This window comes from Nocardioides dilutus, assembly GCF_054779555.1.
The window spans coordinates 903,579-927,162 of the sequence record NZ_BAAGYA010000001.1; the positions used below are offsets into that span (position 1 = coordinate 903,579).

At 69.2% G+C, this 23,584-nt stretch carries 24 protein-coding genes and 3 tRNA genes; 13 read left to right on the forward strand and 14 right to left on the reverse strand.

Translation table 11 applies throughout. The features are described from left to right. Positions 1-20: 20 nt before the first annotated feature. The 3 genes from ACYVC6_RS04455 to ACYVC6_RS04465 form a co-directional block, all read right to left on the reverse strand. Positions 21-704 (reverse strand): TetR/AcrR family transcriptional regulator, encoded by a 684-nt coding sequence (locus ACYVC6_RS04455; RefSeq protein WP_460711376.1) that lies wholly within the window; start codon positions 702-704, stop codon positions 21-23. A gap of 109 nt (positions 705-813) precedes the next feature. Continuing rightward, the gene (locus ACYVC6_RS04460; RefSeq protein WP_460711378.1) at positions 814-2,196 is read right to left on the reverse strand and encodes an FAD-dependent oxidoreductase; all 1,383 of its coding nucleotides are present in this window, start codon (positions 2,194-2,196) and stop codon (positions 814-816) included. Next, on the reverse strand, positions 2,193-2,390 hold the full coding sequence (locus tag ACYVC6_RS04465) for a ferredoxin (RefSeq protein WP_460711380.1): 198 nt from the start codon (positions 2,388-2,390) through the stop codon (positions 2,193-2,195). Before ACYVC6_RS04465 ends, ACYVC6_RS04460 begins: the two co-directional genes overlap by 4 nt. Before the next feature lie 298 nt (positions 2,391-2,688). Between ACYVC6_RS04465 and ACYVC6_RS04470 the strand changes: the two genes are divergently transcribed. Genes ACYVC6_RS04470 through ACYVC6_RS04485 form a run of 4 tightly spaced genes read left to right on the forward strand, consistent with a single transcriptional unit; the run spans position 2,689 to position 7,445 of the window. Continuing rightward, entirely contained in the window at positions 2,689-4,059 is a 1,371-nt protein-coding gene (locus ACYVC6_RS04470) for a cytochrome P450 (protein WP_460711382.1), read from the forward strand. Further along, complete coding sequence (locus tag ACYVC6_RS04475) at positions 4,056-5,075, forward strand: alpha/beta fold hydrolase (RefSeq protein ID WP_460711385.1); 1,020 nt, start codon at positions 4,056-4,058, stop codon at positions 5,073-5,075. The genes ACYVC6_RS04470 and ACYVC6_RS04475 overlap by 4 nt, the downstream gene beginning before the upstream one ends. After that, complete coding sequence (locus ACYVC6_RS04480) at positions 5,056-5,916, forward strand: SDR family NAD(P)-dependent oxidoreductase (protein ID WP_460711387.1); 861 nt, start codon at positions 5,056-5,058, stop codon at positions 5,914-5,916. Before ACYVC6_RS04475 ends, ACYVC6_RS04480 begins: the two co-directional genes overlap by 20 nt. Beyond that, on the forward strand, positions 5,913-7,445 hold the full coding sequence (locus tag ACYVC6_RS04485; protein WP_460711389.1) for a flavin-containing monooxygenase: 1,533 nt from the start codon (positions 5,913-5,915) through the stop codon (positions 7,443-7,445). Before ACYVC6_RS04480 ends, ACYVC6_RS04485 begins: the two co-directional genes overlap by 4 nt. Before the next feature lie 360 nt (positions 7,446-7,805). Here ACYVC6_RS04485 and ACYVC6_RS04490 read toward each other — a convergent pair. Then, positions 7,806-7,878, reverse strand: a tRNA-Arg gene (locus tag ACYVC6_RS04490). Between the two features lie 249 nt (positions 7,879-8,127). On the opposite strand from ACYVC6_RS04490, the gene ACYVC6_RS04495 reads away from it, so the two are divergent. Beyond that, positions 8,128-10,008 carry a phosphoenolpyruvate carboxykinase (GTP) gene (locus ACYVC6_RS04495; protein ID WP_460711391.1) on the forward strand — a complete coding sequence of 627 codons (1,881 nt, stop codon included), beginning with the start codon at positions 8,128-8,130 and terminating at the stop codon, positions 10,006-10,008. A gap of 35 nt (positions 10,009-10,043) precedes the next feature. Further along, positions 10,044-11,051 carry a LuxR family transcriptional regulator gene (locus ACYVC6_RS04500; RefSeq protein ID WP_460711393.1) on the forward strand — a complete coding sequence of 336 codons (1,008 nt, stop codon included), beginning with the start codon at positions 10,044-10,046 and terminating at the stop codon, positions 11,049-11,051. Positions 11,052-11,227: 176 nt separating this feature from the next. On the opposite strand, the gene ACYVC6_RS04505 is transcribed toward ACYVC6_RS04500, so the two are convergent. The 3 genes from ACYVC6_RS04505 to ACYVC6_RS04515 form a co-directional block, all read right to left on the reverse strand. Then, entirely contained in the window at positions 11,228-11,365 is a 138-nt protein-coding gene (locus ACYVC6_RS04505) for a hypothetical protein (protein ID WP_460711395.1), read from the reverse strand. 324 nt (positions 11,366-11,689) lie between these two features. Next, positions 11,690-11,780: transfer RNA gene (locus tag ACYVC6_RS04510), tRNA-Ser, on the reverse strand. A 50-nt stretch (positions 11,781-11,830) separates the two neighbouring features. Then, positions 11,831-12,331: a hypothetical protein gene (locus ACYVC6_RS04515; RefSeq protein ID WP_460711397.1), complete on the reverse strand. Its 501-nt coding sequence runs from the start codon at positions 12,329-12,331 to the stop codon at positions 11,831-11,833. 154 nt (positions 12,332-12,485) lie between these two features. Between ACYVC6_RS04515 and ACYVC6_RS04520 the strand changes: the two genes are divergently transcribed. Both ACYVC6_RS04520 and ACYVC6_RS04525 read left to right on the forward strand, forming a co-directional pair. Further along, complete coding sequence (locus tag ACYVC6_RS04520; RefSeq protein WP_460711399.1) at positions 12,486-12,863, forward strand: hypothetical protein; 378 nt, start codon at positions 12,486-12,488, stop codon at positions 12,861-12,863. A 26-nt stretch (positions 12,864-12,889) separates the two neighbouring features. Next, positions 12,890-12,978 (forward strand) — tRNA-Ser (locus ACYVC6_RS04525). A 45-nt stretch (positions 12,979-13,023) separates the two neighbouring features. Here the strand turns inward: ACYVC6_RS04525 and ACYVC6_RS04530 are convergent. From ACYVC6_RS04530 to ACYVC6_RS04540, 3 genes are read right to left on the reverse strand one after another with little or no spacing between them, the layout of a single operon-like run. Continuing rightward, positions 13,024-13,260 (reverse strand): biotin/lipoyl-binding carrier protein, encoded by a 237-nt coding sequence (locus ACYVC6_RS04530; RefSeq protein WP_460711401.1) that lies wholly within the window; start codon positions 13,258-13,260, stop codon positions 13,024-13,026. 41 nt (positions 13,261-13,301) lie between these two features. Continuing rightward, on the reverse strand, positions 13,302-14,525 hold the full coding sequence (locus tag ACYVC6_RS04535; RefSeq protein ID WP_460711403.1) for a hypothetical protein: 1,224 nt from the start codon (positions 14,523-14,525) through the stop codon (positions 13,302-13,304). A gap of 24 nt (positions 14,526-14,549) precedes the next feature. Next, positions 14,550-15,344, reverse strand: coding sequence for a carbon-nitrogen hydrolase family protein (locus tag ACYVC6_RS04540; RefSeq protein WP_460711406.1), 795 nt, complete (start codon positions 15,342-15,344; stop codon positions 14,550-14,552). A gap of 18 nt (positions 15,345-15,362) precedes the next feature. Between ACYVC6_RS04540 and mobA the strand changes: the two genes are divergently transcribed. The 4 genes from mobA to ACYVC6_RS04560 all read left to right on the forward strand — a co-directional run bounded on the left by mobA (position 15,363) and on the right by ACYVC6_RS04560 (position 18,340). Beyond that, positions 15,363-15,938 carry a molybdenum cofactor guanylyltransferase gene (gene mobA / locus ACYVC6_RS04545; RefSeq protein ID WP_460711408.1) on the forward strand — a complete coding sequence of 192 codons (576 nt, stop codon included), beginning with the start codon at positions 15,363-15,365 and terminating at the stop codon, positions 15,936-15,938. A gap of 66 nt (positions 15,939-16,004) precedes the next feature. Then, positions 16,005-16,328, forward strand: coding sequence for a DUF6457 domain-containing protein (locus ACYVC6_RS04550; protein WP_460711410.1), 324 nt, complete (start codon positions 16,005-16,007; stop codon positions 16,326-16,328). Between the two features lie 29 nt (positions 16,329-16,357). Next, a complete protein-coding gene (locus ACYVC6_RS04555; protein ID WP_460711412.1) occupies positions 16,358-17,335 on the forward strand; it encodes an NAD(P)H-quinone oxidoreductase in 978 nt (325 codons plus the stop codon). Between the two features lie 390 nt (positions 17,336-17,725). Further along, positions 17,726-18,340 carry a bacterial proteasome activator family protein gene (locus tag ACYVC6_RS04560; RefSeq protein ID WP_460711414.1) on the forward strand — a complete coding sequence of 205 codons (615 nt, stop codon included), beginning with the start codon at positions 17,726-17,728 and terminating at the stop codon, positions 18,338-18,340. Between the two features lie 12 nt (positions 18,341-18,352). On the opposite strand, the gene ACYVC6_RS04565 is transcribed toward ACYVC6_RS04560, so the two are convergent. From ACYVC6_RS04565 to serS, 4 genes are read right to left on the reverse strand one after another with little or no spacing between them, the layout of a single operon-like run. Then, positions 18,353-18,958 (reverse strand): hypothetical protein, encoded by a 606-nt coding sequence (locus ACYVC6_RS04565; RefSeq protein WP_460711416.1) that lies wholly within the window; start codon positions 18,956-18,958, stop codon positions 18,353-18,355. Further along, positions 18,955-19,773 carry an HAD family hydrolase gene (locus ACYVC6_RS04570; RefSeq protein WP_460711419.1) on the reverse strand — a complete coding sequence of 273 codons (819 nt, stop codon included), beginning with the start codon at positions 19,771-19,773 and terminating at the stop codon, positions 18,955-18,957. The genes ACYVC6_RS04565 and ACYVC6_RS04570 overlap by 4 nt, the downstream gene beginning before the upstream one ends. Beyond that, on the reverse strand, positions 19,766-20,599 hold the full coding sequence (locus ACYVC6_RS04575; protein ID WP_460711421.1) for an HAD family hydrolase: 834 nt from the start codon (positions 20,597-20,599) through the stop codon (positions 19,766-19,768). The genes ACYVC6_RS04570 and ACYVC6_RS04575 overlap by 8 nt, the downstream gene beginning before the upstream one ends. 5 nt (positions 20,600-20,604) lie before the next feature. Beyond that, positions 20,605-21,900 (reverse strand): serine--tRNA ligase, encoded by a 1,296-nt coding sequence (serS, locus tag ACYVC6_RS04580; RefSeq protein ID WP_460711423.1) that lies wholly within the window; start codon positions 21,898-21,900, stop codon positions 20,605-20,607. An 89-nt stretch (positions 21,901-21,989) separates the two neighbouring features. On the opposite strand from serS, the gene ACYVC6_RS04585 reads away from it, so the two are divergent. Then, positions 21,990-23,564, forward strand: a complete 1,575-nt coding sequence (locus ACYVC6_RS04585; protein ID WP_460711425.1) for a bifunctional phosphatase PAP2/diacylglycerol kinase family protein — start codon at positions 21,990-21,992, stop codon at positions 23,562-23,564. The last annotated feature ends 20 nt before the right edge of the window (positions 23,565-23,584 follow it).

Here is a 23,584-nt window from a genome sequence, read left to right on the forward strand (position 1 = left end):
GGCCCGGCCTTCCAGAAGTGTCACCTCGCCTCAGGTCTGGATCCCCGACTGCCGGAGCTGGTTCGTCGCTCAGAAAAGTTCGTCGACAGGAGAGCGGTCGTCGCCTCGGTCGCCAACTCCAGCCCGCTCATGATGTCCTGACCGGAGTCGAGAATGTCGGCCACTAGTTCGTTCAGCGCGCCGATCACCATCATGGCGAGCCGTCGTGGAGCGGGCGCAAGCCCGGCATTCCGGAACTCCTCGTTGTCAGTGAGTTTGTAGATCACCTTCGACATGCCTTCGTTCCCGCGATGAATCACAGGAGCCGCGAGCTCGCCCAAGAACGGCAGTTCCCTGATCGCGCAAAGGGAGACCGCCGTGTGGCGACGAATATGGCGGAAGTGGGCGTTGACCGCCTGCTTCACCTGGTCGCGCCAATGGCTGTGCGGATCGACCGCACCCTCCAATTCGGTGATGAGGTCAGCGTCCAGCTTCTCGATGAGGGCAAGCAGAGCCTGGTCCTTGGTGTCGAACACGAGGTAGAAGGTGCGGCGCGACGCCCGTGCGTGGCCGACGATGTCCGTCAGCGTGGTTTCCCGGTAACCGCCACGACGCTCGATCGACTGCTCGAGGCCCAGAAGGAGCCGGTCATGAGCATCCGCAGGTGCCGAGCGCTGACGCTGCTCTCCGCCCGTCGTCGAAGCCGTCCGGCCCGCAGATGTCACGTTGAGAAATTACGCCATGTCCCGTCCCGTGGACCGGTGCCATGTCATACGTCACGACGCTCATCTCTCTTGTGGGTACGCGGTTGATGGGGTGTCGCGGGGCTGAGGGTCAGGTCTCGACTCTCTCGCCTTCCGCGGATCTCCGGCTGATCGCGAGCATCTGGTCGCGGTCGACGACCTTGACCCGTTCGCGGTCCTCCGGCTCGCCGAGTCGTCGTTCGTGAGCGTCGAGCCGGTACCAGCCCTCCCAGGTCGTGTACTGCACGTGGCTGTTGCACAGGTGGTCCAGGACGGCGCTCTCAGAGGGTTGTTCAGCTCCCGCGAAGTCACGCGAGTCCGCCAAAAGGCTCGTGACGGTCTCATTGGCATCGCTCTTTGTGTGCCCGATCAGGCCAACTGGCCCGCGCTTGATCCAGCCGGTGACGTAGGTGGCGGGGACCGCCGTGCCATCGGAGGCCTGAACGCGTCCGGCCACATTGGGGACCGTCCCGCGGAGCGCGTCGAAGGGCAGGTCAGGAAGCCGGCGCGACCGGTAGCCGACCGCGCGATAGACCGCGCCGACCGGCCAGTCGGTCTTCTGCCCGGTGGGGACGACGTTGCCGGTGCCGTCGGGGGCGGTGCGTTCGGTGCGTAGCCCGGTCACGCGGCCATCCGTACCGAGCACGGCGACCGGTGATTCGAAGAAGTGCAGGAAGACCTGGCGCGCCCGGCTGGCCGCGGTGCGTGTTGACCAGAGCTCCAAGGTGGAGGCGATCATGTCGAGCTGCTTGGAGTCTCGGCGTGCGTATCGCGAGGCGCGGTCGAAGCTCATGTCCTTGGGGTCGACGACAACGTCGAAGGTGGGGCTTTCGTTGAGCTCGCGGAGCTCCAGTGGAGAGAACTTGGCCTGAGCGGGCCCGCGCCTCCCGAATACATGGACCTCGCGGACCTGGTTCTGCTGGAGTCCGCGGTACACGTTCGGAGGTATCTCGGTCGCCAGCAGCTCATCGCCGGTCTTGGCGAGGATCCGGGCGACGTCGAGTGCAACGTTGCCAACGCCGAGGACGGCGACCTTCTCGGCGTGGAGCGGCCAGGTTCGTGGAGCATCGGGATGTCCGTCGTACCAGGAGACGAACTCCGCGGCGCCGTGCGACCCCTCGAGGTCGATTCCAGGAAGGGCGAGGTCACGATCCGCGTCGGCTCCGGTCGCGAAGAGCGCCGCATCGTAGAAGCGTCTCAGTGCGGTGAGGTCGAGATCGGTCCCGTACTCGACGTTGCCCAGCAGGCGCACCTGTGGCCGGTCGAGGACCTTGTGAAGTGCTGTGACGATTCCCTTGATGCGGGGATGGTCCGGCGCCACTCCGTAGCGGATCAGGCCGAAGGGAGCGGGCAGCCGCTCGATCACGTCGATCGAGACGTCGGTGCCGGACTCGATCAGGGAGTGCGCGGCATAGATCCCGGCGGGGCCGGCGCCAACGACGGCGATCCGGAGCGGACGACTCCGGCCGCTCATGCGTCGTTCACTGCCAAGGCCTGGTTCGGGCAGAACATGACAGCGGCCTCGACGTCGGCTCTTTGGCTGTCGTCGGGCTCTGGGTCGAGGAGGACCACGAGCGCGTCGTCGTCGTCGACGGCAAAGACATCCGGAGCGGTCAGTGCGCAGGTGCCGACGCCGGCACAGGCGACTCGGTCAATGCTCACGTGCATGGAATGAAACCTCCTGAGGTGTCGTCCGGGCGGATGTCGGGTGCGGCGGATGAGTGATGAGCGTCCTGGCCCTACGCGGCGGACTCGGCCGGTTGAACGGCAGTCGTCGGGCAGGGTGGGAGTCCGCCTGTGGCCATTCGCTGGTGCAGCTGCGAGTGGAACTCACCACGTGGAGATGCGAGGGTACTGACAAGTACCCGAACTGGGAAGAGCTCGCTGCGGAGGCATTGTGATCGCCTCCACGCCGCAGTATTGTGCGCGTGGGTACTGAGCAGTACCCCGGAGAAGAGGGGCGAGAATGAGCATCCGAACGGCGCCCGAGGGCGCGCTACTTCCCCCGGGCCCCTCGTTGCCAGGTCCGGTTGCGGCAGGTGCCTGGGTCTTGGGCAGGCGGCAACTCCTCGCAGGCCTGCAGCGCCGGTACGGGTCGGCTTTCACGCTCACCATCCCGCCGTTCGGGCACTGCGTGGTGCTGTGCAGTGCGGACTTGATCAAGCAGCTGCTGACGACCACCCCCGCGATCGCCGGGAACACAGAGCCGAACCTCGGGAACGTGCTCGGTCCGGGATCCACCTTCGCGCTGGACGGCGCCGAACACCTGCGCCGCCGAAAGCTCATGGTCCCGCCCTTTCACGGACGGCGCCTGCGCGCCTACGAGGGCGTCATGATCGAGGAGACGATCCGCGAGGCGGAGACCTGGCCTCAAGGAGTGGAGTTCGAGACCACACCGGCCTTTCTCCGCCTTACGCTGGCAATCATCCTGCGCGCCGTGCTGGGAGCTCAGGGCGAGCACTACCACCGACTCCGCGACGTGATGCCAGCGCTGGCCGAGCTCGGCGCACGCCTGACGAACTCGCCCTTCCCGGACCAGGGACGCTCGTGGGGTTCCTGGGCCCGCTACCGCCGACTGCGTCGGGAGTACGACGAAGTGGCGTTCGACCTCATCGACGCGGTGCGAGCCGACCCTGACCTCGAAGCTCGCGACGACGTCCTGGCCATGCTCATCCAGAGCCGCTACGAGGATGGCGAGCCGATGTCGAACCAGGAGATCGCTGATGAGCTGCTGACCATGCTCGGCGCCGGTCACGAGACCACGGCCAACACGCTGGCCTGGGCCGTCGAGCGACTGACGCGCCACCCGCACCTTCTCGACCGACTGACCGCCGAGGTCGACGAGGGAGGATCGGAGCTGATGGCAGCCACCATCCTGGAGGTCCAGCGAACCCGCCCGGTCATCACCGAGATCGCCCGCAAGGTCCTCGCGCCCAGCATGGAGCTGGGGAGGTGGCGGATCCCGCAGGGCCACCACATCTTCGCTGCCGTCGACTTCGTCCACATGGACGAGAACGTCTTTCCCAACCCCGAAAGGTTCGACCCAGACCGGTTCGTGAACGCCCGTCCGGGGACCTACTCCTGGATCCCGTTCGGAGGCGGCACCCGTCGATGCATCGGGGCGGCCTTCGCAGACCTCGAGATGAACGTCGTGCTCCGCACGGTTCTTCAGCACTATGAGCTCAGTCCCACCTACGCCCCCGACGAGAAGTGGCAGTCAAGGGGCGTCTCCTGGACACCTGCGGGAGGTGGTCGGGCCGTCGTGCACCGTCGCAGCGCCGCCCAGGTCGTCTCGACGGCCCGGTCTGGCGCCTTGAACGAGGGCCGTACGTCGTGACCGAGGCGACCAACGAGCAGTTCGCAGATGTCGGACGCGGCATCAGGTTGTGCTTCGAGGAGATGGGGGAAGCAAGCGCACCGCCGCTGCTGCTGATCGCCGGCCTCGGCCAGCAGTTGATCTCCTGGCCCCGGCCGCTGTGTGAGTTGCTCGCACACCGCGGCTTCCGAGTGATCCGCTTCGACAACCGCGACAGCGGCCGGTCCACCCACATGCGGACCAGGCCAGCAGGACCGATCGCCATGATGACCGGCCGGTTCCCCGCCGGCACCTACAACCTGCGCGACATGGCCCTCGACACCCGCGGACTCCTCGACGCACTCGACATCGAAGGCGCACACCTGGTCGGCGCCTCTATGGGCGGCATGATCGGCCAGGTCATGGCAAGCAGATACCCCGGTCGGGTGCGCAGCCTCACCTCGATGTTCTCAACCACGGGAGCACCGAAGATCGGCCGACCCGCGCTCTCGACATGGCTGATGATGGCCGCCCGGCCGCCGCGCACGGTGGACGAGGCGATCAAGGCAGATCTGCGCACGTTCCGGCACATCGGATCCCACGGATTCGAGCTCGACACCAGCTGGATCTCCCGCCAGGCAGCTGCCGCCTGGGAGCGCGACCCGACGACCGACGGGGTCTCCCGACAGCTGGCGGCGATCCTGGCCTCCGGCGACAGGACTGAAGAGCTAACAAGCGTCGTCGCGCCGACTCTCGTGATCCACGGCGACCGGGACCGCATGGTGGCCACTTCGGGTGCACGCGCTACGCACCGCGCGATCCCGAGCTCGACGTTGTGGATCGTCCCTGGTATGGGCCACGACTACCCCCAGGCTCTGTGGCCCGAGCTCGTCGAGCGGGTCGGCACGCACGCCGACGGTGCCGAGACGCGCGTCCCCGCAACGCAGAGCGGCCCCCTGGTCTGCGCCGCAGGTCCCCGCAAGCGCAAAGCCCCGGCAGCGGTCGCCACACCAACCTCGACCATCCCGAAGGAGAATCATGAGAACGCCGCGAGCTGAACGACTGGCCGGACAGACCGTCGTCATCAGTGGGGCCGCGTCCGGGATCGGGAGGGCTCTCGCACAGAGGCTCTCGAAGATTGGCTGCCCGGTCGTCATTGCCGACGTCGACGAGACCGGACTGGCCGAAACCGCCCGATCCCTGAACTCGCCGACATTGTCCAAGGTGCTGGACGTTCGCAGTCCCGCGGAGTTCACCGCGCTCGCCGATGAGGTCCGAGACTGGACGCCCGCTCCGTTGGGCGCGGTGTTCAACAACGCGGGAGTCGCGGTCAACAACACCGTCGCCGACGGGGACCCAGCCGACGACCGATGGCTCCACGACATCAACTTCCATGGCGTCGTGAACGGCACCCGTGCCTTCCTTCCCATCCTGCTCCGGCAGGACAGCGGCACCGTCGTCAACCTCTCCAGCGTCTACGGCCTCGTCGCCGTGCCGTACCACAGCGCCTACTGCGCCTCTAAGTTCGCCGTTCGCGGCTACACCGAATCACTGCGCCACGAACTCCACGGCACCGGTGTCCGGTCGATCACCGTCCATCCCGGAGGAATCAAGACGAACATTGCCAACAACGCCAGGGTCCGCAAGGACCCAGCCGGCCGAGGCCGGACGCAGACAGAGATGGCCCAAGAGTTCAACGCAAGCGCCATGACCACGCCCGAGCGTGCCGCGCGGATCATCCACCGCGGCGTCGACAAGGGGAAGCCCAGGATCCTCGTCGGTCCCGACGCCCACCTCGTCGACATCCTCGCCCGGCTGACACCCACGAGAGCAGCAGATGCACTCGGCGCCCTAGAAGCAAAGCTGTCCGGCGCCCTCACCAAGGAGAGCGTGCGATGAACACGATCGACCTGACCCATGTCGACGTCCTGGTCGTCGGTGCCGGCCTCTCCGGCGTCGGCGCCGCCTGTCACCTGGTCCGTGAGTGCCCTGACCGAAGCGTTCTCGTGGTCGAAGCCCGCGACGAGCTGGGTGGGACCTGGGATCTCTTCCGCTACCCGGGCGTCCGCTCCGACTCGGACATGAACACTCTGGGGTACACCTTTCGACCGTGGACCGACCCGGTGGCGATTGCGGACGGTCCCAGCATCCTGCAGTACATCCGTGACACCGCCCAGGAGTTCGGCGTCACCGACCGGATCCGCTACCGGCATCAGGTGCAGCGAGCGCAGTGGGACTCCGAACGGGCCCTGTGGACGGTCGAGATGTCACTGACGCAGCGTGGCGGAAACGAAGCCTCGTCCGGCAGCGACGAGCAGGTGGTCATCACCTGCTCGTTCCTGTACCTCTGCACGGGGTACTACGACTACGAGCGCGGCTACCAGCCGGACTTCCCGGGTCTCGGCTCCTTCGAAGGAACCCTGGTGCACCCGCAACACTGGCCCGCAGGTCTCGACTACACCGGGAAACGAGTCGTCATCATCGGCAGCGGAGCGACCGCGGTGACGCTCGTGCCCGCCATGGCGAAGGACGCCGACCACGTCACCATGCTGCAGCGATCACCCACCTACATCTCAGCGGCCCCTGCCCGGGACAAGCTCGCCGCGTTCCTGGGTCGGACCATCGGTCAGGACCGGGCTGCACGGCTCGTCTTTTGGAAGAACGTCCTGGTGGCGCTGGGGCAGTACGAGCTCAGCCGTCGCAAACCGGCTCTGGTCGCCGATCTGGTTCGCAAGGACGCGGCCAAGCGGCTTCCAGCCGACTTCGATATCGAGCGCCACCTGACCCCCACCTACAAACCCTGGGATCAGCGGATGTGCCTCGCGCCGGACGGTGACCTCTTCGAGACCATCACCTCCGGCCGCGCCACGATCGAGACCGACACCATCGATACCTTCACCCCGCGGGGGATCCGGTTGTCCAGCGGGCAGGAGCTCGAGGCCGACGTGGTCGTGTCGGCCACCGGCCTGAATCTGCTGAGCATGGGCGGCATCGACCTCGAGGTCGACGGCAGGAAGGTCGACGTCGGCTCGACCGTCGCGTACAAGGCGATGATGCTCTGCGGTGTTCCCAACTTCGCCTGGACCATCGGCTACACCAACGCCTCCTGGACCCTGAAGGCCGACCTGGTGGCCCGACATGTCTGCCGGCTGCTGTCGCACATGCGCGATCACGGCTATGCGATCGCCGAGCCATTGCCGCCGAAGGCCGAGGAGACCCTTCCGATGGTCGACCTGAACTCCGGATACGTCCAGCGGGGCATTGCCCACTTCCCCAAGCAGGGGACCGAACAACCTTGGCGTCTCAAGCAGAACTACCTCGCCGATCTGCGGATGGTGCGCCGCTCCGACATCGCCGACCACATGAGGTTCGCCACCCGCGCACCCGCACCAGAGCCCCTCACCCGATCCGTGCCCGAGCACGGATGATCGGCCCGAGCTTCTACGGCTTGAGCTCGCTCATTCTTCTACTTCTTGGCGTTTCCCAAACGACGTCCCAGTGCCGTTGCTGGCAGCACTGCTCGTCCTGTCCGCCTACAACGTCTGGCAGCGCGACCAAGACGGGTCGCTCAAGCCATAACCGGATGGTTTCTGAGCGTCTCGCCGCCATGAGCGGACGCTTCCCGGGACTTTCCGGGGACCCAGGGGCTTGAGGGCCTCGAATCGCGAGGACTGCTGTCCAAGACACTCACGGGCAGGCGGAGGGACGACCCTGATCGGGTCAGCGGTGTAGGGCGAAAACGGCCGAAGCCGCAGGTCAGCGGGCTGACCTGCGGCTTCGGTGTCTTGCGCGCCCGTAGGGATTCGAACCCCAAACCTTCTGATCCGTAGTCAGATGCTCTATCCGTTGAGCTACGGGCGCAGACCCACGGCGTGCCGCAGGACTGGACGAGGATAGCCCGACCCCTCGGAGGGCGCCGAATTGCGCCCTCCAGGGGCAGTGTGACCTGGGCCATGCACCGTTGATCGTTCCAATATGCGCGCCGTTGGCGCGCAGGTAGCCTCGCCCGCATTCCGGGCCCGTGGCACCAGCCGAGGTCCCGGTCATCCCAAGTCGCCGCAACGATGCCGCGCGAAACAGCAGTCCCGCGAATGCGCGAGAGGACCAGGCATGACCGCCACCCAGGACGCTCCCTCTACGTCAACGTCCACGTCACCGGCCACCACGTCGGGCCGCCCGACGACCCACCAGGGGATCCTCGACTTCGTCAACGAGGTCGCCGCGATGACCAGGCCGGACCGCATCCACTGGTGTACCGGTAGCGACGCCGAGTGGATCGAGCTGACCGAGGCGCTCGTCGCGACGGGCACCTTCGTCCAGCTCGACCCGGCCATCAAGCCGAACTCGTTCTACGCCGCCTCCGACCCGATCGACGTGGCGCGGGTCGAGGACCGCACCTACATCTGCTCGGTCGACGAGAAGGACTGCGGGCCCACCAACAACTGGATGGCTCCCGACGAGATGAAGTCGATCATGCGCGGGCTCTACGAGGGCAGCATGACCGGCCGCACCATGTATGTCATCCCGTTCGTGATGGGCCACCTGGACGCCGAGCAGCCGATGTTCGGCGTCGAGCTCACCGACTCGGCCTACGTCACCGCCTCGATGCGCGTGATGGCCCGGATGGGCAGCCACGTCCTCGAGCGCATGGAGGAGCTGGACGCGGACTTCGTCCGGGCCGTGCACTCCGTGGGCCACCCGCTCGCCGAGGGCGAGGCCGACGTCAAGTGGCCCTGCAACGACACCAAGTACATCGTCCAGTTCCCCGAGGAACGGGCGATCTGGTCCTACGGATCCGGCTACGGCGGCAACGCGCTGCTCGGCAAGAAGTGCTACGCGCTGCGCATCGCCAGCGTGATGGCGCGCGACGAGGGCTGGCTCGCCGAGCACATGCTGATCCTCAAGCTGACCAGCCCCGAGGGGACGGTCAAGTACATCGCCGCCGCCTTCCCGAGTGCCTGCGGCAAGACCAACCTGGCCATGCTCGCGCCGACCATCCCGGGCTGGAAGGTCGAGACGCTCGGCGACGACATCGCCTGGATGCGGATCGGCGAGGACGGCCGCCTGTGGGCGGTCAACCCGGAGTACGGCTTCTTCGGCGTCGCCCCGGGCACCAACGAGCACACCAACCCCAACGCGATGGCGACGATCAACAAGGGCAACTCGGTCTTCACCAACGTCGCGCTCACCGAGGACGGCGACATCTGGTGGGAGGGCCTGGAGAACCCGCCGGCCAGGGCGACCTCCTGGAAGGGCGAGCCGTGGACCCCGGCCCTGGCTGCTGAGACCGGGGAGCTGTCCAGCCACCCCAACAGCCGCTACTGCACGCCCATCAAGCAGTGCGACATCCTCGCGCCGGAGTACGACGACCCGCGCGGCGTCCCGATCGACGCGATCCTCTTCGGCGGCCGCCGCAAGACGACGGTGCCGCTGGTCTTCGAGGCCCGCGACTGGACGCACGGAACCTTCCTGGGCGCCACCCTGTCCAGCGAGACCACGGCCGCCGCTGTGGGCCAGGTCGGCGTGGTGCGCCGCGACCCGATGGCGATGCTGCCGTTCATCGGTTACCACGCCGGTGACTACTTCAACCACTGGATCACCATGGGCAAGGAGAACGACGCCTCCAAGCTGCCCCGGATCTTCTACGTCAACTGGTTCCGAAGGGCCAAGAACGTTGACGGCAGTGACGGCGGGTTCCTGTGGCCCGGCTTCGGCGAGAACAGCCGGGTCCTCAAGTGGATCGTGGAGCGCATCGACGGCCAGGCCGCTGCCGAGGAGACGCCGATCGGACACGTGCCGGCGCCGGGGTCGCTCGACATCGACGGTCTCGACATGACCGAGGAGGCCCTCGCGGCCGCACTCGCGGTCGACCCCCAGGAGTGGAAGGCCGAGATCCCTCAGATCACCGAGTGGTTCGAGAAGTTCGGCGACCAGCTGCCGACGGTGCTGTGGACCGAGCTCGACGGCCTCAAGGCTCGGCTGGGCGTCTGACTCCACCGGGGTTCCGCTTGTGGAACCATGGCGAGGTGCCCTCATACGGTCCGGACGAGCGGGCGCTGTTCGAGGACGATGCGACCAAGCTCTACGAGGAGATCTGCCAGCGCGGCGGGTTGGCTGCCTCCGACCACCGCATCACCGAGGGCGGCGAGCTCCGGGGTGCCTTCGACCTGCTCGTCGAGATGGGCCTGCTCAGCTATGACAGCGAGCAGGACCTGTGGTCACCCGAGGATCCGGCCAGCGTCCAGTCACGTGTCGTCTCGCCGCTGAGCCAGCAGGCCGCGCAGCTGCTCTCGGAGTCCTCGCAGTGGAACGCGGCGTTCGGCAGCCTCGCCCAGAGCTTCCGTCGGGCGCCGCAGGCCTCGGCGAGCCGTTCCATCACCTACCTGCGCGGAACCGTGATCACCAACTTCCTCGAGCAGCTTCTCGGTGAGTGTGAAGAGGAGATGCTCACCGCGCAGCCCCAGGCCGGCCGGGATCCCCGCTTCCTCGCCAATGCCGCGCTGCGGGACATCGGGCTGCTCGAGCGGGGCGCGAAGATGCGCACGCTCTACCAGCACAGCGCCCGGCGCAGCTCGGTGACGCACAAGTACGTCGCCGCGGTGACCGCCCGGGGCGCCGAGGTGCGCACCTTGGACGAGTTCTTCAACCGGATGATCGTCGTGGACCGCCGGGTCGCCGTGATCCCGCACCAGGACCAGGTCGGCGTCGCTGTCGTCGTGCGCGAGCCTGCCGTGGTCGACTATCTCGTCGACGTCTTCGAGCGCTCGTGGGAACGCGCTCGCCCCTTCACCAACCGCGACACGTCGCTGCTCAAGGACATCGCCGCCGAGCAGCGCGCGATGACCATGCGGATGCTCATCGAGGGTCACTCCGACCCCGTCAGCGCCAAGCGGCTGGGGGTCAGCCCGCGCACCTACGCCGGATACGTGGCCGATCTCAAGGCCGAGTATGAGGCCGAGACCCGCTTCCAGCTCGGCTACACCATGGGCCGGCGTGGCATCTCGGGCCACGAGGTCGAGATCGAGGACGACTGAGCGACGACTGATCCCGTCTGCTCGTTGCCGAGGTCGCGAAGCTGTCGCAAATGTTGCACGAGGGCGGCGACCAGATGGTCACCGCCCTCGTGCTGTTGAGACGGGCCTGGGGGGTTAGGCGCTGGGACCGGACAAGTGGGGGGAAAGTCGGGTCCTCGTCTCAAACCTGTGGTGGCTCAGATCGGCCAGCTGGAGTCGCGCAGTGAAGTGCCGACTCCCACCTTGGCGTCCGCCGGTGCGGCCGCGCCCATGAGACCGACGGTGACGGCGGTAGCCGACAGTACGATGGCGATCCGGCGAGCGAACGTCTTCATGGTTCTCCCCCAACTTCTTGGTCTGTCGAAGCCATTGGATGGCCTCGGAGTAGTAGTCTCTTCTTGCGGGCTTCCGAGGTGGGAGTCCGCGGTTGCCTCACAAAACTGCATTGCAAAAATGTGCAATTGAGCCAGCCTTGACGCACTCTCGCAGGGCGGTGCTAGTTGCGCCATGCCCCAGGGGATATGGCGCAACAGGCGTCCCAGTGGTATGCGTCCACCTCGCCAGCCCCAGTGGCTCCCACTGGAGCCACTTCGGCCGATCTAGACGCCGAGAAATGGCGTCGGCCCCCATCTGCGAGCAGATGGGGGCCGAGCCGGCTGCGGAGGCGGAGGGATTTGAACCCTCGATGGGGTTGTAGCCCCAAACCCGCTTAGCAGGCGGGCGCCATAGACCGGACTAGGCGACGCCTCCTGGAACAGCGCAGCAAGGCTACAAGCCCGTGTCGCGGCGCGACGAATTGGTCAGTCCGGGCGCTTGTCCGGCTCGTAAGGCCGGAGTCCACGAGCAACCTGGAGCCGCTCCTGGAGCTCGCGGACGAACTGCTCCTTGTCGACGGCCAGGATGCCGACGGGAATCGTGGTCGTCCGCCCGTCGCGCAGTCGGAGCACGACGCATGGCACGTCGTGGCGCGTGGCGGTCACCGCGTCCTCGACCTCGGTCCACCGGGCCTGCGCCTCGCCGGCGCCGCGGACCAGCCGCACCACGTAGCCCTCCCGGGTGCAGCTCAGCACCCAGGCGTGGTTGCGCAGCCACCAGGCCAGGGCGCCGATGCCCACGATGCTCAGCAGAAGCAACACGACCAACAGGTCCGCCGGGAGGTCCAGGCCGGAGACGAGCGCGGTGCCCGCGAACATGAGCACGGCCCCGAGGACCAGGGCGAGCCCGACGAAGCGAGCGACGACCTGGGGCGCGAGTCGGTAGGTCGTCGGCCGGGACGTATCGGGAGTGGGTCGACCAGGCACTCGATTGGGCACTCGATTGGACACAGCCCTGATTGAACACAAAGGGGTGACGGATGCCGTCGGCGGGTTGTGGGCCTGCGTGACGTGGGTCACACTGTGACCATCCGATGCACATCCGACGGCCGCACCCGACGGGCGCGAGCGAGGCACTGAGATGACCACTCCCGGCCTGCACGTCGCCCTGCAGGCCCTCGACCAGTCGCTGGACGCGCCCCGCCGGACCGGCATCCCGCTCGGCAACTGGCGCTGGGTGGTCCGGCAGCGGATGGGAGTGGTCCGCGACGAGCTGCTCGGGGAGAAGGCCGGGTCCAAGGACGGCTGGCTCGCCGCTCGTGGTGGCGCCGCGTTCCGCGAGCGCAACGCCCTTCTCTCCCGCCTGACGGAGCTGTCGGCCGGGGTCCTGGAGACGCCGGACGTGGAGGCCACCCGCCTCGAGCTGAAGCGGCTCGTGGTCGACATCAACCGGCACATGCAACGGCTCAACGACATCGCCTACGACGAGGTGGCGATGGAGATCGGCGGCTCGGAGTAGCCCTCCCCTAGGGTTGTGGGCACCCAGGAGGGGTGCCGGAGTGGCCGATCGGAACCGCCTTGAAAGCGGTCGCTGGCAGAGATGTCAGCCGCGGGTTCGAATCCCGCCCCCTCTGCTCAGTCGCCAGTCAGTCGCCAGTCAGTCGCCAATCAGGCGCCAGTCAGTCGCGCAGCCGCAGCTCCACCAGCACGTCGCCCTCCTGGACGACGTCGGCGGCGGCGACCTTCACCGCCCGCACCGTGCCGGGCGCCTCGGCGATCACCGGGATCTCCATCTTCATCGACTCGAGCACCACCACGGTGTCGCCCGCCTCGATGGCGTCCCCCTCGGCCACGTTGACGGTCATCACGTTGGCGACCATCTCCGCGACGATCTCGGACGTGCGTTCGCGGGCCATGCGGTGAAACTAGCCGCTACCCGTGCGTAACGGCGAAGCGCTCACAGCAGCGCGGCGGACCGCGGCGGCTCCGGTCGGACGACCGTGGCCGGGCCGTCGGCCCGGCGGCCTCCACCCGAACCGCCGCTCAAGGCGACCTCGGCCCGGATCGCCGCGTAGCCGATGACCAGTCCGACGACCAGCCCGTAGGTCACGGACAGGCCACACTCGAGCAGGGAGATGGCGGGGTTGACCAGGGAGTTGGCCACGGCGGTCGTCCCGGCCGCGCCGAAGGCACACAGCCACCAGCCCTGCCGTCGGCGGGCACGCATGTGGACGCCCCAGGCGAGCGCCGGCACCCCGAGCGCGGCCTCGATCGGCCGGGGGAAGGCACCGAGGTGTTCCCGGCTCCAGCGCACGCCGTCGAGGAGCGAGGTCACGACCTCCGGCGGGCCGTAGCGGCGGAGCAGCTCGGCGTACAACAGCAGGACGGCCAGGATCGCCCCGCCGACGAGTACGCCGATCAGGCCACGGCGGCCCAGCCCGTGCCAGCCCGCGCCGAGCCGGTGGACGAGCACCAGCACCCCCACCAGGGCCAAGCCGAGCGTGACGTACTCGAACCGCACCAGGGACAGCACGGGGTCGAACCCGACCACGGCCAGTGCGCCGACCGCCGCCACGAGGACGGCCAGAGTGCACTCGAACGCGACCCGGGCGAACCGCTCGGCCGGCACCGTCACCATCACCGCGAGGACGGCTGAGACGACACAGGTCATGACCGCCGCCCCGGTCCGCAGATAGGTCTCGTCGGTGAGCAGCACCATGGCACCGAGCAGCAGGGTGAGACCGCCGAAGACGATGGGCCGGCCACCGGTGCGGGCCGCGAGGGCCACGGAGTAGGCCGTCACGATGACGACGGCACCGACGCCGTCCAGCCAAGCGGGCCCCACCGGCCTCAGTGCCGCGACGAGACAAGCCAGGCCGGCAGCGACGACAAGGCTCCAGATCGACGTCGCCCACCAGGCGTGCCGGGTCTCGTCCCTGACGCTGACCCTGACCCGCATCTCGCCGACCGTGGGACCGGGGACCACCTCCTCGCGGACGGCCTCGTGCTCCTCGCGTGCGTCCTCGACGGTGCCCTCGGCAGCGTCCCCGACCGGTTCCTCGACCGGCTCCTCGACCGGGTCCTCCACGTACGCCGGCCGGGGTGGGCCGGCCGGGCGTGTCGACCTCCCGTGCGGGCGGTCGCCTCGCGAGGCGCGGCGCCGGGGAACGGTTCGAGACACGTCGGCACAGACTAGTTGCTGGCCCTACCTGTTGGCCGACCCGAGGTGGAGGCGTCGGTTGTCCAGGGAGGGGTTGACGGACCGCGCCGCGTCCAGTGCCGACCTCGTCAGCGTGGCGCGCAGCACCGCAGGGCCCTCGCCGGCCTCGGCGAGGACGTCGCCGAGAGGGTCGACGACCAGGGAGTGCCCCGAGTAGCGCGGGCCTGGCTGGGCGGCCGCCACCACGTAGACGGTGTTCTCGATGGCGCGGGCCCGCGCCAGTGTGCGCCAGTGGTCGACCTTGCGCGGCCCGGCCACCCAGGCGGCCGGGACGACGAGGACCTCGGCTCCTGCGTCGACGAGCGCCCGCGAAAGCTCCGGGAAGCGCAGGTCGTAGCAGGTCATCAGACCCAGCCGGAAGCCGCCGACCTCCACCGTGCTCGGCGCGACCGGCCCGGCGCTGATGGCGTCGGACTCGCGGTAGCCGAAGGAGTCATACAGGTGGATCTTGCGATACTCCGTGGCGGCCTCGCCGCGCACGACGAGCGTGTTGAAGGGGCGGGACGGGTCTGCGGAGGTCTCGAACATGCCGGCGACCACGGTCGTGCCGTGCTCCTTGGCCGCGAGCTCGACCTCGTCGGCGAACGGGCCGGGCAGCGGCTCGGCGAACGGGCTGACGTCGGATCCGGCGTCGCCGAAGTCCCGGGCGAACGCCTCGGGCAGCACGACCAGGTCGGTGTCATCGGGCACCAGGTGTCTCAGGCGACCCCGGTTCACCGCCGGATCGAGGCTCGAGGCCTCCTGGAGCACCGCGACCCGGAGGTCCGTGACGACCGTCATGAGTCCAGACTGACCGGTGTGACTGCGTCGTTCAATGCGGGGCCCTTCAACGCGGTGGTGCTGGCCGGCGGCACCGCGGCTCGCCTGGACGGCGTCGACAAGGCTTCCGTCGAGCACCTCGGCCGGACCCTGCTGTGCTGGGCCCTCGACGCCGTGGTCGACGCGGGCGAGGTGGTGGTCGTCGGCGACCCGGTCCCGACCGAGCGACCGGTGACCTTCACGCGCGAGGACCCGCGGCACGGCGGCCCGGTCGCGGCCCTGCTCACGGGGCGCGACGCGATTCTCGTGGACCGGCCGTGGCTCGCGGTGCTGGCCTGCGACATGCCCCACCTGACGCCGTCGACCTTCCGGCGACTGCGCGAGGCCGCGACGGGACGGGACGGTGCGGTCCTGGTCGGTCCCGACGGACGACGGCAGCTGGCGTTCGTGGTGGCGCCATCGGCCCTGGACGCCGTCCGCCCCGACCACGAGGCGCAGCACGGTGCCGCCCTGCAGCCGTTGCTGGCTCGGCTCGACCTCGCCGACGTGACCGCGCTGGGCGACGAGCACCGTGACGTCGACACCTGGGAGGACCTCAGGGACCTCTCCACGTGACGTCGTGGAGGCCAATCCTCCAGACAGGGTCTTGCGACCTCACCGGTCTCGCGTCACGGTGGACCCGTGAACCTCCACGACTGGATCGACGAGCTCTGTGACGTCCTCGACGTCGAGGCCGAGGTCGACGAGGGTCTGCTGGCGGACCTCACGAAGGTCGCGGCCAACAACGTCGAGCATCTGGCCGCGCCGGTGACCGCCTATCTCCTGGGGTTCGCCGCGGCGACGCACTTCGCGGACCCGGAGGAGACGGAGCGGCTCGCCGCCAAGGCGCAGGCGCTGGCCGAGGGGTGGGACCGGCCGGCAGCTGCGCCGGACCCCGACGACATCGACGACGAGGTGCCCGACGACAGCCTGGTGGACCACACGGGTGACCTCTACGAGGTCTGAGGCTGCCGCATCGTCCTAGGCTCGCCTCCATGCGCGCTGTGGTGGCTGACGGAGCCGGCGGACCCGACGTCCTCTCGGTCGGGGAGCGTCCCGATCCGACACCGGGACCCGGCGAAGTGGTGCTCGACGTCGTCGCAGCCGGACTCAACCGAGCCGACCTCCTCCAGCGCCAGGGGTTCTACCCGCCGCCGCCCGGCGCCTCGGACATCCTCGGCATGGAGTGCAGCGGGACCGTGGCCGCGGTCGGAGAGGGCGTGACCGGCTGGGAGGTCGGTGACGAGGTGTGTGCGCTGCTGTCGGCCGGTGCCTACGCCACCAAGGTCGCACTGCCCGCCGGGCAGCTGATGCCGGTACCCGCGGGCGTCGACCTGGTCACGGCGGCCGCGCTGCCCGAGGTCGCCTGCACGGTCTGGTCCAACGTCTTCATGGTCGCCGGACTGCGCCCCGAGGAGACCCTGCTCGTGCACGGCGGCGCCGGCGGCATCGGGACCTTCGCGATCCAGCTGGCGGCGGCGTACGGCGCCCGGGTGTTCACCACCGCCGGCAGCGCCGAGAAGCGCGACCTGTGTCGCGAGCTCGGCGCCGAGGTGGCCATCGACTACCGGGACGAGGACTTCGTCGAGGTGGTCAAGGAGCGCACCGACGGCCACGGCGCCGACGTCATCCTCGACAACATGGGCGCGGCCTACCTGGCGCGAAACGTCAGCGCCCTTGCGGACCAGGGCCGGCTCGTCATCATCGGGATGCAGGGCGGCACCAAGGCCGAGCTCGACATCAACGCGCTGCTGCGCAAACGCGGCGCGATCATCGCGACGGCTCTGCGGTCTCGCACGGCCCAGGACAAGGCCGCGATCTGCGCCTCGGTGGTCCAACATGTGTGGCCGCTGGTGGCCGACGGCTCCGTGCGGCCGATGGTGCACGCGACGCTGCCGCTGGACCGGGCCGGCGAGGCGCACGCGTTGATGGAGTCCGGCGAGCACAGCGGGAAGATCCTGCTCACCACGTAGGGCCCGCAAATAGGTGAAGGGCCCTCGAGAGTATGAGTCCCAAGGGCCCTTCGGTTGACCGGTACTGGTGACGCTCCCGGTCGGCATCCCTCCACGTCCGGCCCCGGCGGCTTCGTCACCCAGCCTCCGCGACACGTCCCCAGCAAGCTGGTTCAGCGTCGTACGGACCTTCTGCTTCGAGCTGTCCCGCTCTCCCCGGAGGGAGTGCGTGAGGAGAGTTCTATGCCCCGCCGGGCAGGCGGCGCAAGGGGTTCGGCGAACATTCTTCTGGTTCCACCGGAAGTCGGCGGGTCCTCCACAGAACCGGATGATTCCCTCCACAGATGGCGGCACTTCATCCCCAGGTGAGGCTCTCGCTTGTGGAGGAACCCGGGTCGCTAGGTTGGAGTCATGACCGAGCACCCAGAACCGGGGAACGGCGACGCGGACACGACCGGGCAACCGGAGCAGACGGTCGTCATCGTCGGCCCTGACGGCACCCCGATCGGGCAGGTGCCGGCCTCGGCGCTCGAGGTCGTGCACGACGCCGAGGAGGGCGAGGACGAGGGCGGTGAGCGAGCGATCGGCGACCTGGTCGAGCAACCGGCCAAGGTCATGCGGATCGGCAGCATGATCCGTCAGCTGCTCGAGGAGGTGAAGGCGGCGCCGCTGGACGAGGCCAGCCGCAACCGGCTCAAGGAGATCCACCAAGCCTCCATCAAGGAGCTCGAGGAGGGCCTCGCCCCAGAGCTGGTCGAGGAGCTGGACCGGCTCACCCTCCCGTTCTCCGACGACGCCACGCCCTCCGACGGTGAGCTGCGCATCGCGCAGGCTCAGCTGGTCGGCTGGCTCGAGGGCCTGTTCCACGGCATCCAGACCGCGATCTACGCCCAGCAGATGGCCGCGAAGCTGCAGTTCGAGCAGATCCGCCGCGGACTTCCTCCCGGCATGGGGGTGCCCCAGGCGCAGCCCGAGGAGCACAGCCAGCCGCAGAACACCACCGACTCCGGCGGGATGTACCTGTAGCCCCTGAGGGGCTCAGCCGCGCCGGGCGAGACCGCGAACGACGACCAGACCGAGTAGCCCGATCAGGACCAGCGCGAGGCCCGGGGCAGCGGCCCGGGAGAGCGTGGTCGGCTCACCGGTCTCCACCGGCGTGAACTCGGCGGACTCGGGGGCTGGCGGGACGGGATCGCGTCCCTCGCCGAGCACCCGTTCGACCTTTTCCACGACCTCGGGATCGACGGGGACCGTGCCGCCGCCGCTCTCGGCGATCCACGGGTCGCCCGAGGAGACCGCGAAGAACATGTACTCGGTGCCCACCGTGAGCTCGCCGAGGCTGCACTGCTTGGGGATCTTCTCGGAGCGGACCTGCACCGCCTCGGTGTCGATCTCGCCCTGGTAGACCCGGGTGACGGTCACGTCCTGCAGGTAGTAGGCGCCCGGCTCGCCGGCCGGCTTCTCCAGCTTCGTCACCGCGGTGACCTGGCCGGTGAACACCGCCCTCGCCGCCTTGCTGCTGTCGGCGACCGAGATGAACGGGCACTTCGCGGCCGGCTCGTCGGCCGCCGCCGGGCTGGTGAACGGGAGGACGAGCAGCGCCCCCACGAGGGCGACGGCGAGGGAGCGGAGTGTGCGGGTCACAGCCCGAACACCATAGCCAGCGCCCGGGCGACTCCGTCCTCGTCGTGCCCTCCGGCGACGTGCTGGGCCACCTCACGCACGCTCGGGTGGGCGTCGGCCATCGCAAAGGAGGTGCCCGCCCAGGCCAGCATCGGCAGGTCGTTGGGCATGTCGCCGAACGCGATGACCTCGTCGGCCTCCACGCCGAGGTCGCGAGCCAGCAGCGCGAGCGTGGAGGCCTTGGTCACCTCGGGGCCGCTCATCTCGAGCAGCGTCGAGGTCGACGACCACGTGATCGTCATCAGGTGGCCGACCACCGCCTCCGCGGCGTCCCAGTAGTCCTGCGGCTCGAGCTCCTCGTGGCGGGCCAGCAGCTTGAGCAGCGGCCGGCTCAGGAGCTCCTCGATGGGCGCCCGCCGGGCACCGTCGGGCACCGGGTGGCGCTCCATGAACTGCGGCTCGAGGCCGATCCCGTCGAGCGTCTCGACGGCGTACGCCGACCCCGGCACGGCCGCGCGCAGCAGCCGGCAGACCTCGCGCGCCGTGCCCGGCGGCACCGGCCGCTCCAGGTGCACCTGTGAGCGGGCGACGTCCCAGACCAGGGCGCCGTTGGAGACCACGGCCAGGCCGTGGCTGCCGACGTGCTCGAAGACCTCCTCGGCCCAGCGCAGGGGGCGACCGGTCACGAACACGACCGGGACCCCACGGTCCTCGAGCGCGGTGAGGACCTGGCGGGTGTAGTCCGACACCGACCCGTCGGAGCGGACCAGGGTGCCGTCGAGGTCGGTGGCGACCAGCCGCGGTTTCGAGGCTCCCTTCGGTCGCACCTCAACCATCGGGAGGGAACCAGCGCCCGATCTCGGTGGCGGCGCCGTCCTCGGCGACGACGCCGGTGACGTCGTCGGCGGCGTCGATGACCTGCTGAACGGCCTGGCCCATCGCGACTCCGCGGCCGGCCCACTGGAGCATCTCGATGTCGTTGCGGCCGTCGCCGATCGCCAGGGTGTCGGCCGCGGTCAGGCCGAGCCGGTCGACGACGTACTGCAGGCCGTGCGCCTTGGTGACGCCGACCGGGGCGAGGTCGAGCCACGCGGTCCACCCGACGACGTAGTCGGTGCCGTGCAGGCCGAGCTCCTCGGCGAGCCGGACGAAGTCGTCGGAGGTGGCGTTGGGGTCGCGGATGATCACGCGGCTGACCGGGCCGGCGACCAGGTCCTCGACGTCGGTGAGGATCATCTCGCCGGACAGCTCACCGTCGGGGAACTCCTTGGAGACCCGGTAGCCGACCCCGCGCTCCTCGACCGCGACGAGGGCATCGGGGTGTCTCTCGAGCACCGCGCGCACGGCCGGTCGGGCGTCGAAGGTCTCCTCGAGGACGACGTCGATCGGCGGGTAGCGGAAGACCACGGCGCCGTTGCTGGCCACGATCCAGAGCGGGTCGTCCTCGCGGGTGTGGAGACTGAGCATGTCGGCCACCGGCGTCATGCCGTGCGGCGACCGCCCGCTGGCGAGCACCACGTGGGCGCCGGCGTCCAGGACACGTTGGACCGCGTCGTGGACGGCCGGGGACACCTCGGGATGCGTGGTCCCCTGACCGTCGACCCATGACAGCAGGGTGCCGTCGATGTCGAGCGCCACGACCTTGGGTCGCCAGCCGTCCATCGCACTCACTGGACGGGCTTCAGCACCTCGAGGCCACCCAGATGGGGCCGCAGCGCCTGCGGCACCGTGACCGAGCCGTCGGCCTGCTGGTGGGTCTCGAGGATCGCCACGATCGTGCGCGTCATCGCGCAGAGCGTGCCGTTGAGGGTGGAGATCGGCCTGGTCACCGATCCGGTGCCACCGTGTTCTGCCGGGAAGCGTCCGCGGGTGTCGAGCCGCCGGGTCTGGAACTCGGTGCAGTTGGAGGTGGAGGTGAGCTCGCGGTAGCGACCCTGCGTCGGGATCCACGCCTCGCAGTCGAACTTGCGGATCGCCGAGAGGCCGAGGTCGCCGGCCGCCACGTCGATCACGCGGTAGGCGAGCTCGAGCTTGTCGAGGAACTCCTTCTCCCACTCCAGCAGCCGTTGGTGCTCGGCGTAGGAGTCCTCGGTGGTCGTGTAGACGAACATCTCGACCTTGTCGAACCAGTGCACCCGGATGATGCCCTTGGTGTCCTTGCCGTGCGAGCCCGCCTCCTTGCGGAAGCACGGGCTGAACGCCGCATAGCGCAGCGGCAGCACCGAAGAGTCGAGGATCTCGTCGGAGTGGTAGGCCGCCATCGGCACCTCCGAGGTGCCGACGAGGTAGAGGTCCTCGCCGTCGATCTTGTAGACGTCGTCCGCGGCCTGGCCGAGGAACCCGGTGCCGTCCATCGCCCGCGGCCGCACCAGCGCCGGTGCGATGACCTGGGTGAAGCCGGCGTTGCGGGCCTGCTCCATGGCGAGGTTGATGAGGGCGAGCTCGAGCTGGGCGCCGACCCCGGTCAGGAAGTAGAAGCGCGAGCCCGAGACCTTGGCGCCGCGCTCGATGTCGATGGCACCGAGGAGTCGCCCCAGCTCGATGTGGTCACGCGGCTCGAAGCCCTCGGCCGCGAAGTCGCGCGGGGTGCCGACGGTCTCGAGCACGACGTAGTCGTCCTCGCCGCCCGCCGGGGTCTCGTCGGCGGCGAGGTTGGGCAGCGACATGAGGGCGTCCTGCCAGGCCTGCTCCGCCCGGGCCTGGGTGGCCTCGAGGGCCTTGACCTCCGCGGCCAGCGCCTTGGTGCGGGCCAGCAGGTCCGCCTTCTCCTCGCCCTGCGCCTGGGCGACCTGCTTGCCGAGCGCCTTCTGCTCGCCGCGCTTGGCCTCGAACTCGACGATGGCCTGCCGGCGGGCGGCGTCGGCCGCGAGCGCCACGTCGACGATCTCCGCGGACAGCCCGCGTTTGCCCTGGGCCGCGCGGACACGGTCGGGATCGTCACGGAGGATGCGCGGATCAATCACTGGGCCATCACGAAGTCAGGCTATCCGTGCAGGTCGACAGGGCTCATCCGAGATACGTCCGCCGTGGGCGGTCCCGCATACTTGCGCCCGTGCTCGATCGCCCTCGCCCCCTGCAGCTGGCGTGGGCGGCGCTCTGCTTCGTGCTGTTCGGGCTGCTCACCCTCGCGGTGGTGCAGGACTGGGCTCCGCTGGTCCGTCTCGACGACCGGGGGGACCCGGTGCGGCAGTGGGCGGTCGACGCCGGCTGGCTGAAGCAGCCCCTCCTGGTCGTCGAGGACCTCTTCAACACCCTCGGTCTGCTCGTCATGACGGCCGTGCTCGCGGTGGTGATGTGGGTGAAGGGCCATCGCCGGGCGGCCGTGTTCACGGCCGGGGTGATGATCGCGGACTGGGTCCTCCGGGTCGCGGCCAAAGCCCTGGTCCGCCGCGACCGGCCCGACTGGCAGCTCACCGAGGACCTGTTGTCGAGCACCGCGTTCCCGTCCGGGCACGCCGCCGGGGTCACCGCGCTCGCCGGCGTCCTTGCGGTCCTCGTGGCGATGCTCGTGCGGCGTGGCAACCTGCGCCGGGCGGCGTACGCCGGGATGGTGCTGCTCGTCGTGGTGGTCTGCCTCGACCGGGTGCTCCTGGGCCGCCACTACCCCTCGGACGTGGTCGGCGGCGTGTTGCTGAGCGCCGGGATCGTGCTCGTGGGGCTGGCGGTGTACTCGCCGCTGCCGCGCAGCCATGCCGTCAACGCGGACCCGCTGCCGGACGCGGTCCCGAGCGACCGCAACCTCGCAGTGATCCTCAACCCGGTGAAGTTCGAGGACCTCGAGGCCTTCAAGACGACGGTGGCCGCGATGGCGGAGGAGGCCGGCTGGCTGCCGCCGCGCTGGCACTACACGACCATCGAGGACCCCGGCGCCGGGATGGCCGAGGCGGCCTCGATCGAGGGCGCCGACCTGGTGCTGGTGTGCGGCGGCGACGGCACGGTCCGCGAGGTGTGTGCCGAGCTCGCCGGCACCGGCATCCCCGTCGGCATCGTCCCCGCCGGCACCGGCAACCTGCTCGCCCGCAACCTCGACATCCCGCTCTTCATCAGGGCCGCGATCGACGTGGCCCTCACCGGCCAGGACCGGGCCATCGACATGGTCGAGGTGAGCGGCGACGGGATCGACGACACCCACTTCATGGTGATGGCCGGGATGGGCTTCGACGCCGCGATCATGGAGGGGGTCAACGAGGACATCAAGAAGAAGGTCGGCTGGCTGGCCTACGTCCTCTCGGGACTCAAGTCGCTGATGTTCCCCGCGGTCCGCGTCGAGATCTCCGTCGACGACGGCGAGTTCACCAAGCACCGGGCCCGGACGGTCGTGGTGGGCAACGTCGGCTTCCTCCAGGCGGGCATGCCGCTCCTGCCGGACGCGTCCATCGACGACGGGCTGCTGGACGTGGTGATCCTGCACCCCCGCAACTTCTTCTCCTGGATCCCGTTGGCCTACCGGGTGCTCGCGAGGCGGCCGCGCACCGACGACACCATCAACCGGATGACCGGCCGCACAGTCACCCTGCGGGCCATGAGCGACACCCCCCGCCAGCTCGACGGCGACTCGATCGGCGCCGGCCGCGAGCTGCGGATGACCTGCATCCACGGGCGCTTGCTGGTGCGCGTGCCGAGGTAGGCACGTAGGCGCGACGGGCT

Excerpts from the sequence above, each read along its gene's own strand:
- ACYVC6_RS04460 (WP_460711378.1), bottom strand. The coding sequence starts at position 2,196 with ATGAGCGGCCGGAGTCGTCCGCTCCGGATCGCCGTCGTTGGCGCCGGC.
- ACYVC6_RS04465 (WP_460711380.1), bottom strand. The coding sequence starts at position 2,390 with ATGCACGTGAGCATTGACCGAGTCGCCTGTGCCGGCGTCGGCACCTGC.
- ACYVC6_RS04470 (WP_460711382.1), top strand. The coding sequence starts at position 2,689 with ATGAGCATCCGAACGGCGCCCGAGGGCGCGCTACTTCCCCCGGGCCCC.
- ACYVC6_RS04480 (WP_460711387.1), top strand. The coding sequence starts at position 5,056 with ATGAGAACGCCGCGAGCTGAACGACTGGCCGGACAGACCGTCGTCATC.
- ACYVC6_RS04485 (WP_460711389.1), top strand. The coding sequence starts at position 5,913 with ATGAACACGATCGACCTGACCCATGTCGACGTCCTGGTCGTCGGTGCC.
- ACYVC6_RS04495 (WP_460711391.1), top strand. The coding sequence starts at position 8,128 with ATGACCGCCACCCAGGACGCTCCCTCTACGTCAACGTCCACGTCACCG.
- ACYVC6_RS04505 (WP_460711395.1), bottom strand. The coding sequence starts at position 11,365 with ATGAAGACGTTCGCTCGCCGGATCGCCATCGTACTGTCGGCTACCGCC.
- ACYVC6_RS04520 (WP_460711399.1), top strand. The coding sequence starts at position 12,486 with ATGACCACTCCCGGCCTGCACGTCGCCCTGCAGGCCCTCGACCAGTCG.
- ACYVC6_RS04530 (WP_460711401.1), bottom strand. The coding sequence starts at position 13,260 with ATGGCCCGCGAACGCACGTCCGAGATCGTCGCGGAGATGGTCGCCAAC.
- ACYVC6_RS04540 (WP_460711406.1), bottom strand. The coding sequence starts at position 15,344 with ATGACGGTCGTCACGGACCTCCGGGTCGCGGTGCTCCAGGAGGCCTCG.
- ACYVC6_RS04555 (WP_460711412.1), top strand. The coding sequence starts at position 16,358 with ATGCGCGCTGTGGTGGCTGACGGAGCCGGCGGACCCGACGTCCTCTCG.
- ACYVC6_RS04560 (WP_460711414.1), top strand. The coding sequence starts at position 17,726 with ATGACCGAGCACCCAGAACCGGGGAACGGCGACGCGGACACGACCGGG.
- ACYVC6_RS04570 (WP_460711419.1), bottom strand. The coding sequence starts at position 19,773 with ATGGTTGAGGTGCGACCGAAGGGAGCCTCGAAACCGCGGCTGGTCGCC.
- ACYVC6_RS04575 (WP_460711421.1), bottom strand. The coding sequence starts at position 20,599 with ATGGACGGCTGGCGACCCAAGGTCGTGGCGCTCGACATCGACGGCACC.